The organism is Mesobacillus subterraneus (genome assembly GCF_000934845.1).
GTDB classification, from domain to species: Bacteria; Bacillota; Bacilli; order Bacillales; family Cytobacillaceae; genus Mesobacillus; species Mesobacillus stamsii.
This window is the reverse complement of the sequence record NZ_JXIQ01000014.1, coordinates 37816-48334: the sequence shown is the minus strand read 5'-3', so window position 1 is coordinate 48334 and position 10519 is coordinate 37816. Positions and strand designations below refer to the sequence as shown.

The following is a 10519-nucleotide window of genomic DNA, read 5'->3' as shown; positions in this document are numbered from 1 at the left end:
ATCTTTCATGCGGAATGATACCCTTATGCGAGCAGTTCCGCCTCCATAAGGGTATCTTTCATGCGGAATGCCCTTATGCGAGCGAGGTCACGGTTTCGTTCATTTCTATTCTTTTTTGGAAGCTGTTTTCATTTGTTCCTCGGGGATTATTCCGCTGTTGTATGAATCCATGATCTGCTGGCTGACTTGCATGACGCCTTGGTCATCGTAATGATAGGGTGCCCGCCCTTGTCTCTGCTTTTTATCCATTGTTCCTTCCTCCTCGTATATAATGCTTACATTTATAGTTTTCGTTGGATTGTCACAGCTATGCAAACGAAACTGTTGTATAATAAAGGAAAAGGAGGCGAGAACTATGGCGCTATATTATAAGAATATTTTAGTTGCCGTTGATGGTTCTAAAGAAGCAGCACGGGCTTTTAACAAAGCCATTGAAATCGCAAAAAGGAACGATGCTAAACTGGTCATGACCCATATCATCGATTTGCGGACATTTGCCACGGTTGAGGCATATGACCGTTCAATCTCTGAGCGCGCGAATCAGTTTGCTACTGAGCTGATGGAAAGCTACAAACAACAGGCGACCGATGCCGGAATTAAAGATGTAAGCTATGAAATCGATTATGGTTCACCAAAGGTCAAGATTGCGAAAGATGTTGCAAAAAAATACAACGCCGACCTGATTATTTGCGGAGCAACTGGAATGAACGCAGTTGAACGTTTCTTTATTGGAAGTGTGTCTGAACATATTACCCGCTATGCATCCTGCGATGTCCTAGTAGTTCGAGCAGAATAAAAATAATTCTCAGGAATAAAGCCCGCTGCAGATGCTGCGGGCTTTATTCCTTTTACAACAAGTTTTTCGCTTTTTCAAGTTGTGCCCGAACCTGCGAAAAGCCAGTGCCCCCAGCACTATTCCTTCTATCAATAGCGTTGTATGGGTTTAAGACCTCATAAATGTCTTCCTCAAATAAAGAGTTCATGTCTTTATAAACAGTTAACGGCAATTCGCCAAGATAACAGCCTTTTTCAATGCAGGTGAGCACAAGCTTGCCGACGATTTCATGGGCTTGGCGGAAAGGAAGTCCTTTTGATGCTAAATAATCAGCCAGCTCTGTGGCGTTAGAGAAGTCATTTTTGACCGAGCTTTCCATTTTGTCTTTTCTTACCTTCATAGTACCGACCATTCCAGTAATTATCTTCAGAGAGCCCCTTACTGTCTTGACTGTATCAAACATTCCCTCTTTATCTTCCTGCATATCTTTGTTATAAGCTAATGGCAAGCCTTTCAATATCGTCAACAGTCCTATCAGGCTGCCATATACCCGGCCCGTTTTTCCCCGGATCAATTCGGCCATATCGGGATTTTTCTTTTGCGGCATGATACTGCTCCCAGTCGTGAAAGCATCGGACAGTTCAATGAATTGAAATTCCTGGCTAGTCCAGAGAATGATTTCTTCACATAACCGGGAAAGATGCATCATCAATAGAGAACTGTCTGACAGGAATTCAAGAATGAAATCGCGATCGCTGACTGCATCAAGACTATTTTCATAAATCCCGGCAAATCCAAGCATCGATGCCGTTTTATGACGGTCGATCGGAAAAGTAGTTCCTGCGAGTGCCCCGGCACCAAGAGGCGAGAGATTAATCCTTTTCAGGCTTTCACTAAAACGCTGTTTGTCTCTGTCCAGCATCCAAAAATAGGCCATGAGATGGTGGGCAAATGAGATAGGCTGCGCCCGTTGCAAATGAGTATACCCTGGCAAAATCGTCTCAATATTTTGCTCGGCCTGTTGGATAAGCGCCTGTTGGAAATCGGTGATCAGTATTATGATGTCTGACACCTGCTCTTTCAAGTACAAATGCATGTCTGTGGCAACCTGGTCATTCCTGCTTCTCGCTGTGTGGAGCTTCCCGCCAGTCGGACCAATTAATTCTGTCAAATGGTGCTCAAGATTCAAATGGATATCTTCCAGTTTAACGGAATAATCCAGTTCCCCTTGCTCTGCTTGATATGCAAGTTTTTTTAAACCTTGTACGATTTCGTTTGCTTCTGCTTCCGTGATGATGCCACAGGCAGCAAGCATGGTAGCATGGGCGACGCTTCCTTCAATGTCCTGCTTCGCCAATTCCTGGTCAAAGCTGATCGATGCACCGAACTCATCTACCCATTCTTCTGCAGAACCGGTGAATCTGCCGCCCCATAATTTTTTCACACTGTCACCTTCTTGCCCTGGACCATACTGTGGACTACTGTTGGCAATCCCCATAGGTTGATGAAACCAACAGCTGCATTATGATCAAATTCGTCGTCTGCAGTGTATGTTGCCAATTTCTCATTATATAAAGAATAAGGCGATTTTCGACCCTCGATTATGGCATGGCCTTTAAACAACTTGACTCGGACCGTGCCAGTAACATGCTTCTGTGTGGATTTTAGAAAGGCTGCCAGCGCTTCCTGAAGCGGAGAGAACCATAAGCCTTCATAAATTAGTTCTGTCATTTTTTTCTCGATTACTGGTTTGAAGTGAGCCACTTCTTTTACAAGCGTGATATCTTCCAGTTCTTTGTGTGCTTTGATCAAGGTCATCGCAGCAGGCGCTTCATACACCTCGCGCGACTTAATGCCGACAAGACGATTTTCTACATGGTCGATTCTTCCGACACCATGCTTGCCTGCAATCGCATTTAATTCAAGAATCAATTCTGAAAGGGAATACGCTTTTCCATTCATGCCAGTCGGTACTCCTTCCACAAACTCAATCTCAATGGTATCAGGGATATCTGGTGTATTTTCCAGCTCGGCAGTTAAATCGTATGCGTCGATTGGAGGTGCCTGCCATGGATCTTCCAAAATTCCGCATTCATTGCTGCGTCCCCACAAGTTCTGGTCGATGGAAAATGGACTGTCCAAATTGATTGGAATCGGTATGCCATTGTTTGCTGCATATGCTATTTCTTCTTCGCGTGACCATTTCCAGTCACGGACTGGAGCAATTACCTTTAGTTCAGGGTTCAAAGCTTTAATCGATACTTCGAAGCGAACCTGGTCATTGCCTTTCCCAGTGCATCCATGCGCTACTGCCATCGCACCTTCCATCTCGGCAATTTCTACTAGTTTCTTAGAAATAAGCGGGCGTGAAAGTGCGGAAATAAGCGGATATTTCCCTTCGTATAATGCATGTGCCTGGAGGGCAAACAGTGCATATTCATTAGCGAATTCTTCTTTTACATCCAATACATAGGATTGGACAGCGCCAATCTTCAAAGCTTTTTCTTTAATAAAATCGAGGTCTTTTCCTTCCCCGACATCAAGGCAGCATGCTACTACCGAGTATCCTTGATCCTTTAGCCATTTAATTGCTACAGATGTATCAAGCCCGCCAGAATATGCGAGCACCACTTTGTTTTCAGTCATTTGCTTTCTCTCCTTTTTTCGGTACGGATATTTATACATTTTTATAAATTTTTATTCACATTTATAAAAGTAACAGGTTTCGCGTTATTTTTCAAGATTAAATTTTGATTTTCTGAAAAAACTTCTGTTTCGCTAATGTAGAAGAGGCACTGCAAGTATAGTAGAATGGAAACATGTTTACCGGAATGGGGGGGCTCTCGAATGGATGATTATTTTCTTTATAACAGCCGACTAGGCATTCCTTTGCCTAAGTTTAAGAATAATTGGGAAGAATTTGATCTTGATACACAGCACGCCATCCTGCTTCACTGGGAAAAAATTCGCGGAAGCATTCCAGACCGGATTGCCGAGCTCGAAGAAACAATCAATCAAAAGCAAGTTCAGCTTTTTAATGAAAATGACTTTGGAGTTTCCTGTAAATTAAACAACGAAATTGCCGAGCTTGCATCCATCATCAACGACTTGTGGCTGTGGTACCGGACACATCAGGATCTTTCATTAGAGAAGATGCATGGATAATAGATACTATTTCTTAAAGATGGCCTCATACTCTGAGGCTATTTATTATGTTTCACGCGAACCTAAGCCTTTTTCCCCACAAAAAAAGATGAAATCAGCAGGATTTCATCTTTTTTCTTGTTTATATATCCTTCTTCAACTCTCTTACTACATGTCCAATCTCTGGGAGGATCAGTTTTTCCATAGCCAGGCGGACTGCTCCTGTTGAACCTGGTGTTGAAAAGACCGCTCGATCATTTACGACTCCTGCTGCAGCCCGTGACAGCAATGCTGCTGAGCCAATATCCTCCTGATAGCTTACGATCCGAAAAATCTCGCCAAACCCCGGGATTTCTTTTTCAAAAAGGCTCTGGACTGTTTCAATCGTAACATCTCGTCTCGCGATACCAGTACCGCCGTTTGTGAGGATGACATCTACCTCTGGATTAGCGGAGCCTTTCAAGACTTCAGACCTAATTGGTTCTGCTTCATCTTTGACAATCACATAATCGACAATTTGGTGGCCGGCTGTTTCGAGGGACTCTATCATCAACTTCCCGCTTTTGTCGGTCTCTGCTGTCCTTGTGTCGCTTACAGTAATAACTTTACAGCGTACCTGGTTAGGTGCAGCCTGTTTATGCTCTTGAATGCTCATTTTCTCACCATGCTCCTTTTTCTTTAAAATATCTCATTTGGTAAAATTTATCAGAAAAATCAGTGACTCGCCTTGTCAACTGATAGTTTGCCCCTGCACCGATTGCCATCGAGAGGATCGGCATGCCCTGAACATGTTTTTTGCGGAACATCAAGATTGCCATTCCCTTAAATATTTGCTTGATTGGCTGTTCAAGCCAAGTACTGTTTGTAAAATCATCACTACCTTGATAAAAATAGAAATCTTCTGCCTGGTCAAGATCATTTTCCAATTCTTCCCAGCCAGCACTTTGCATCCTAGAAGGCATAGTGGATGTATGAAAGACCTTCAGCGCGATCATCATCTCAAAAGGTGTATTCACCTCATAACCGTATGTCATCGCAATTAACTGAACAATTCGCAGGTTGATTACAGCCATCGCTGGCATATCGACTCCGAGCACAAGATTTCCGCCGCTGCCTGATATTCCGCCCTGTACAAAGGAGTACAGTCTGTGGCGGGCAATTTGTTGCCTGGCGATGAATTCAAGCTGTTCAATAGGCAGCTTTTTCAATTCCTCCATTGTCTCTAAGTCCGGATTGTAAACCCGGCCTGCAGAAAGAATCCGTTCCTTGGCATCATTTTGCAGTTGTGAACCCTGGATGAAAGAATGCAGGTGGAAAAGCCAACTATCGAGTAAAGCAAAGAAGCGCTCTTGAATCTCCACTGGCAATGAGGAAAAAGTTCGTTCCAAATATCGGTCATACGCCAGTTGCAAATCATTTGGCTCATAGTCATACAGCTTGTTTTCCCAAGCATACAATTCATCCAGCACCCTTTGTTCCCGTTGAGTCAGGCGCATCGAAAACCCTCCAGCTAATGTGAATTTTCTTCCAGTATAGCATAATTTTTATTCCAAATTAAATGGCAGGAGCATTCAGCTCCTGCCTGAGATCAAGTTATTTTGCCAAATGCATAACATCGCGGGCAATCATGACTTCTTCATCTGTCGGAATGATCATTACTTTTACAGGGGAGTGAGGATAGCTGATGAACGCTTCTTCCCCGCGCACTCTATTCAAAGCAGGGTCCCAGTAGATTCCCATAAACTCTAGCCCTTGCAACACGCGGGCGCGGATTGCTGAGCTATTTTCCCCAATTCCAGCTGTAAAGATGATGGCGTCCACACCGCACATACGTGCTGCATACGAGCCAATGTATTTATGGATTCTGTCAGCAAACACCTTCAGCGCAAGCTCAGCCCGATCATTTCCTTTTTCAGCTTCTTCTTCAATGTCGCGCAAGTCACTAGAGAATCCGGATACACCGAGCATGCCGCTCTCTTTATTTAGGACATTCAATACTTCATCAGCACTTTTATTGGTTTTTTCCATGATGTATGGAATTAGTGCCGGGTCAATATTTCCTGAACGTGTCCCCATTGTTACACCTGCAAGCGGTGTGAATCCCATTGATGTATCAATGGATTTGCCGCCTTCGATGGCAGCGATACTTGCACCATTGCCAAGATGGCAGGAAATCAGGCGGAGATGCTCGACAGGACGTCCAAGCATATCCGCGGCCCGTTGGGAAACATACTTGTGTGATGTTCCATGGAAACCGTATTTGCGGATTCCGTATTTTTTATAGTAATCATACGGAAGGCTGTATAGGTATGAGTTTTCAGGCATAGTCTGATGAAAAGCTGTATCAAAAACAGCTACTGCCGGAACATTTGGCAATACTTGCTGAAAAGCACGGATACCCGTTAAGTTTGCCGGATTATGCAGCGGTGCCAGCTCAGAAAGCTGGTCGATTTTTTGTAAAACTTCTTCTGTGATCATGACTGATTCATTGAATTCTTCCCCGCCGTGAACGACACGATGGCCGATTCCTTCGATTTCATCTAATGACTGGATGATGCCAAGTGTTGTCAGCTTATCAAGCAGGATATTAACTGCAACCTCATGGTTTGGAATATCAACAATTTCTTTGATTTTTTCTCCAGCCACACTGATTGTAAAAATAGAATCCTTCAATCCAATCCTCTCAACGATTCCCTTAGTGATAACTTCCTCGCTCGGCATTTCAAACAGTTGAAACTTAAGTGAAGAACTGCCGGCATTGATTGCAATAATTTTTGCCATTTTGTACCGCTCCTTTTATAGAACAACCTGATTAAAAACCCAGTGAATTAGGACACCTATTATTGTGTGCCACAGGCCATAAATATATCTCTCAATTCCTCATTTAAACACTGTCTTTTTCACATTTCAAGAAAAGCTTGCATAATCACCAAATGAGTTTTTATTCAGATACTTCTAATGATTAGAAAAAAATATTTCCACAGTGTTATTACACTTTTGAATAACAAAAGAACCGGCAAATACCGGTCCTTGCTTTATTTAACAGTACTCTTATTCTCTTGATGCCATATGTCGATTTTATCTAGAATCCGTTTAACTGCCGGTCCATCAGATAACTTCGGCAACTCAGCTAAAAGAGCCTGTTTTGGAGGCTTTACTTCTTCCCCATTTTTCTGCAGGATGAGGATGCTTTTAGCAGCCTGCTTGGTTTTAAACAAAGAGACTGGAAGCTGTAAAATTCCTTGGACTATCAGATGATTCTTAATGAATTCCATCAAGATTGGTGCTTGGTCACTTTCAAACAGTCCATTAGGGATGAGGAAGAACGAATAGCCGCCATCTTTTAAATGCTTAGTGCTCTGCTCAATGAACAGATGATGTGAATACGTATGTCCTTCTGCTGCTTTGACTTCATAATCCGCTGACCTGAGATCATTCGGATAATAACCTACGGGAAGATCGCAGACAACCACATCCGCCGGATCGACAAACAAAGGTTCAAGACTGTCCTGATTAAAAAATTCAACTGAATGCTTTTGGAGATTGGCATGGACGAACGCAAGGCGAATAAGGAGATCATCAATCTCCACACCGACCGATTCGATCATTTTATTCGTCTGCTGATTTAACACTGTTGCTAGAAGATTCCCCGTGCCAACAGCCGGATCAAGCAGCCTAAATGATTGCTGATCCACAAATTTGCTGACAAGGTATCCGATGAAAATGCCAACAGAATCAGGCGTCATCTGGTGATTCGGCTGGATATGCTCTTTCATTCCCTTCAGGATCGCCAGTTGGAAGCCTTTGCGGATTTCCTCTTTGCTAAAAGCATCAAGATGGATATCTTTGTATGCTTTTTCCAGTCTTTTCTTTGTGACTTCATCTAATTCGTCCTGAAGCACCGTTTCCTGGAAAATATTTTCTCCTGTCTCAGCCAGCGCCTCCAAATAGGTACAGGAAAGTTCTTCTTTTAACATGTCCGCAGTATTATTAAATGCGGTAAATAATTGCTCGACCGGAGTCATACTCACTTTACTTCCTCCCGATATGAATAGATATTTATCTATTTTAGCGATGTTTCGAGTGATGTACAAGCTGGACAATTCTCGAAGTGAATTTTATACTTTCTTTAAATAGAGAAACAAGCCGCAGAGATGCTTATCTGCGGCTTGTTTCTTGAACGCTGTTTGTGTTAGTTTGCTTGCTTTGCAGCTTCAACTGCTGCTTCGTAGTTCGGGTGGTTTGTTGCCTCGCTTACGTATTCTGTATAAGTTACTTTGTCGTTTGAGTCAACTACAAATACAGCGCGAGTCAGTAAACGAAGTTCCTTGATCGCTACCCCGTAAGCTTGTCCGAATGAAAGTTCACGGTGGTCAGATAGCGTCTGAACGTTCTCAATTCCAGCCGCTCCGCACCAGCGTTTTTGTGCGAATGGCAGGTCAACGCTTACTGTAAGGATTTTCACATTTCCAAGATTTGCAGCTTCTTCGTTGAAACGGCGTGTCTGTGCATCACAAACACCTGTGTCAAGTGATGGAACGACACTGATCAGTCGAACTTGTCCTTTGGAATCGTTAAGCGTCACTTCAGATAGATCATTTGCCAGCACGGTAAAATCTGGTGCCTGGTCTCCCACCTTTACTTCGTTTCCTAATAATGTTACTGGATTCCCTTTAAATGTAACAGATGCCATCTCTCTTCATCCTCCTTGTCCATTTTATGTACAGTGTTACTATATCTTTTACAGAATTGTTTTGCAATTATTTTAAAATGAGCCAAGAGGATCCCAGCAAATTCGCGCCAAAAGCAAGCTGCCTTTTCACGGTGAAAAGGCAGCACTGGCTTAAAATTCAAGATCCGTTTTTGGTCCGTTGTATTCATTCTGGTTATGAGTTTGTTTTTCCTGACTGCCTTGGTCTTTCATCGACATCATTTGCTGGATTTTTTCTACTGCTTGTGGTGCCAGATCAAGGATTTTTTCGTATAGATGTGTGCTTTCATCAAGATGAAGCATCTTGACACCTCTTGAATTCACAATTAGGAAAGCGATTGGGGTGATAGATACTCCACCGCCGCTACCACCGCCGAATGGATGCTGCGGTTCTGTTGATTGTCCTCCAGTGCCGCCGGATCCTCCCTTTTGACTTTCTAAAACGAACTCACTACCTCCAGCCGCGAATCCAAAACCCACCTTTGAAACGGTCAGGATTACACTTCCATCCGGTGTTTCTACAGGGTCCCCAATGATTGTGTTGACATCAATCATTTCTTTTAAACTTTCCATGGCCGTGGTCATCAGTCCTTGAATTGGATGGTCGGACATTCCTGTTTCCTCCTTATTTTTTGACAGAATTCGAATTCTCGCTAGAAATGGCGGATCTAGGCTTTAATTTAAAATGTGGCCAGCCACCTTTCCAATATTTAACCAGCTTTATTCCTGCCAAAATAGCATGCCCGACTCTGATTTGAAGTATACATGTAAAACTAGTACTTGAAATAGGTTGCTGAAAGCTTGGCGTGATCGTCACGATCGGCCTTTCCGTCAGTTTCATATATTGGCTCAGCATTCCGATCATACCTCCCTTGGCTGCCCACAAAGCTCCTGTGATCACAGCCGTAGCTGCTGCATCACCTACGCCGACCATTGTATGCCAGGTAATATTGCAAATCGTTACTTTCTTTAGAAATTCTCTGATGATTTTATGGAGGCCAACAATATGTGTAAGGATTTCCCGAAAATCATGGATGCTATTCAAGATATCCTTGTTGTCTATTTGAGTCGTTTCTTCTTTTTTAAGAGTTTCCTGAGGACCTGTTTTCGTTTTTTTCTTGGCAACGATGGCCGGGGAATTGTCATCCACTTTTATAACCGGAACATCCATTTTGTATTTTAGCAATCCTCCCCAGGCTTTTACTGTCACTAGTAAGTGATCATCATCATTGTCATGAAAATAATCGAAATTTATCTTCACTCTAGTAATAAGGATTATAAAGGCCAGCACTGTGAACACAAGGATTGCAAGCAGCACCCATTTCATCTCATCCACAACCTTTCAGCCTACTATTATCAACCAAAGGCAAAAAAATAAACCTGCAGCAGCAGGTTTATTTAGCGTGGTTCATGTATGACAGTAGTATCAGCGAATAAATCATGCAAGCCCTGTTTCTTTTTTGTAAAAGCCACGACAACATAAAGAATTAAAATAGTTGCTGAAAGAAAACGGCCGATCCACTCGCGGAAAAGAACTGTACCCCATGTCAGATTTTTGCCGTCCAGTTTTACCACTTTTAATCCAAACACCATTTTCCCTAACGTCTGACCAAGATATTTTGTCATCAGAACAAAATACAAATAGAATACAACAGCCGTCATGATTGTCTTCGGTGAAAAAAACCCTTCCTCCAGCAATGGAATATCCATTGCCCGGAAAACAGGATTGATGATCAACCTGTTGATACTGCCAATGACGATCATATCTAGCAAGTAAGCCCAAAAGCGCATCCAAAACCCGGCATATCTTCCTGTGAAATGATATTCTCTGCCAATTTCATCAGAGTTTCTCGTTTCCTCTTTCTCTATTTCATTGGAATTCATTGTAT

At 42.8% G+C, this 10519-nt stretch carries 13 protein-coding genes; 2 read left to right on the top strand and 11 right to left on the bottom strand.

Translation table 11 applies throughout. The features are described from left to right. Positions 1 to 105: 105 nt before the first annotated feature. Complete coding sequence (locus UB32_RS19725) at positions 106 to 249, bottom strand: hypothetical protein (RefSeq protein ID WP_198528145.1); 144 nt, start codon at positions 247 to 249, stop codon at positions 106 to 108. 106 nt (positions 250 to 355) lie between these two features. Here UB32_RS19725 and UB32_RS01945 point away from each other — a divergent pair, with 106 nt between their 5' ends. Continuing rightward, entirely contained in the window at positions 356 to 796 is a 441-nt protein-coding gene (locus tag UB32_RS01945; RefSeq protein WP_044390757.1) for a universal stress protein, read from the top strand. Positions 797 to 848: 52 nt separating this feature from the next. Here UB32_RS01945 and argH read toward each other — a convergent pair whose 3' ends face one another. Both argH and UB32_RS01935 read right to left on the bottom strand, forming a co-directional pair. Then, positions 849 to 2219, bottom strand: a complete 1371-nt coding sequence (argH, locus tag UB32_RS01940; RefSeq protein WP_044390756.1) for an argininosuccinate lyase — start codon at positions 2217 to 2219, stop codon at positions 849 to 851. After that, a complete protein-coding gene (locus UB32_RS01935) occupies positions 2216 to 3421 on the bottom strand; it encodes an argininosuccinate synthase (protein ID WP_044390755.1) in 1206 nt (401 codons plus the stop codon). Before UB32_RS01935 ends, argH begins: the two co-directional genes overlap by 4 nt. A 201-nt stretch (positions 3422 to 3622) precedes the next feature. Here UB32_RS01935 and UB32_RS01930 point away from each other — a divergent pair, with 201 nt between their 5' ends. Beyond that, positions 3623 to 3940, top strand: coding sequence for a hypothetical protein (locus UB32_RS01930; protein WP_044390754.1), 318 nt, complete (start codon positions 3623 to 3625; stop codon positions 3938 to 3940). Positions 3941 to 4061: 121 nt separating this feature from the next. On the opposite strand, the gene UB32_RS01925 is transcribed toward UB32_RS01930, so the two are convergent. The 8 genes from UB32_RS01925 to UB32_RS01890 form a co-directional block, all read right to left on the bottom strand. Next, entirely contained in the window at positions 4062 to 4574 is a 513-nt protein-coding gene (locus UB32_RS01925; RefSeq protein ID WP_044390752.1) for a MogA/MoaB family molybdenum cofactor biosynthesis protein, read from the bottom strand. 4 nt (positions 4575 to 4578) lie between these two features. After that, positions 4579 to 5415, bottom strand: a complete 837-nt coding sequence (locus UB32_RS01920; RefSeq protein ID WP_044390751.1) for an EcsC family protein — start codon at positions 5413 to 5415, stop codon at positions 4579 to 4581. A gap of 97 nt (positions 5416 to 5512) precedes the next feature. Continuing rightward, positions 5513 to 6700 (bottom strand): acetate kinase, encoded by a 1188-nt coding sequence (locus UB32_RS01915; protein WP_044390750.1) that lies wholly within the window; start codon positions 6698 to 6700, stop codon positions 5513 to 5515. Between the two features lie 254 nt (positions 6701 to 6954). Beyond that, positions 6955 to 7950: a class I SAM-dependent methyltransferase gene (locus tag UB32_RS01910; RefSeq protein WP_044390749.1), complete on the bottom strand. Its 996-nt coding sequence runs from the start codon at positions 7948 to 7950 to the stop codon at positions 6955 to 6957. A 161-nt stretch (positions 7951 to 8111) separates the two neighbouring features. Further along, positions 8112 to 8612, bottom strand: a complete 501-nt coding sequence (gene tpx, locus UB32_RS01905; protein ID WP_044390748.1) for a thiol peroxidase — start codon at positions 8610 to 8612, stop codon at positions 8112 to 8114. Positions 8613 to 8762: 150 nt separating this feature from the next. Continuing rightward, positions 8763 to 9242 carry a GerW family sporulation protein gene (gene ytfJ, locus UB32_RS01900; RefSeq protein ID WP_044390746.1) on the bottom strand — a complete coding sequence of 160 codons (480 nt, stop codon included), beginning with the start codon at positions 9240 to 9242 and terminating at the stop codon, positions 8763 to 8765. A gap of 13 nt (positions 9243 to 9255) precedes the next feature. After that, the gene (locus UB32_RS01895) at positions 9256 to 9957 is read right to left on the bottom strand and encodes a DUF2953 domain-containing protein (protein ID WP_044390745.1); all 702 of its coding nucleotides are present in this window, start codon (positions 9955 to 9957) and stop codon (positions 9256 to 9258) included. A 71-nt stretch (positions 9958 to 10028) separates the two neighbouring features. After that, positions 10029 to 10514 carry an RDD family protein gene (locus tag UB32_RS01890; RefSeq protein ID WP_044390744.1) on the bottom strand — a complete coding sequence of 162 codons (486 nt, stop codon included), beginning with the start codon at positions 10512 to 10514 and terminating at the stop codon, positions 10029 to 10031. Positions 10515 to 10519 lie beyond the last annotated feature (5 nt).

Bases quoted from the DNA above. Each gene is read 5' to 3' on its own strand.
- UB32_RS01895 (WP_044390745.1), bottom strand. From the start codon at position 9,957: ATGAAATGGGTGCTGCTTGCAATCCTTGTGTTCACAGTGCTGGCCTTT.
- UB32_RS01935 (WP_044390755.1), bottom strand. From the start codon at position 3,421: ATGACTGAAAACAAAGTGGTGCTCGCATATTCTGGCGGGCTTGATACA.
- UB32_RS19725 (WP_198528145.1), bottom strand. From the start codon at position 249: ATGGATAAAAAGCAGAGACAAGGGCGGGCACCCTATCATTACGATGAC.
- tpx (WP_044390748.1), bottom strand. From the start codon at position 8,612: ATGGCATCTGTTACATTTAAAGGGAATCCAGTAACATTATTAGGAAAC.
- UB32_RS01945 (WP_044390757.1), top strand. From the start codon at position 356: ATGGCGCTATATTATAAGAATATTTTAGTTGCCGTTGATGGTTCTAAA.
- ytfJ (WP_044390746.1), bottom strand. From the start codon at position 9,242: ATGTCCGACCATCCAATTCAAGGACTGATGACCACGGCCATGGAAAGT.
- UB32_RS01920 (WP_044390751.1), bottom strand. From the start codon at position 5,415: ATGCGCCTGACTCAACGGGAACAAAGGGTGCTGGATGAATTGTATGCT.
- UB32_RS01890 (WP_044390744.1), bottom strand. From the start codon at position 10,514: ATGAATTCCAATGAAATAGAGAAAGAGGAAACGAGAAACTCTGATGAA.
- UB32_RS01925 (WP_044390752.1), bottom strand. From the start codon at position 4,574: ATGAGCATTCAAGAGCATAAACAGGCTGCACCTAACCAGGTACGCTGT.
- UB32_RS01930 (WP_044390754.1), top strand. From the start codon at position 3,623: ATGGATGATTATTTTCTTTATAACAGCCGACTAGGCATTCCTTTGCCT.
- UB32_RS01915 (WP_044390750.1), bottom strand. From the start codon at position 6,700: ATGGCAAAAATTATTGCAATCAATGCCGGCAGTTCTTCACTTAAGTTT.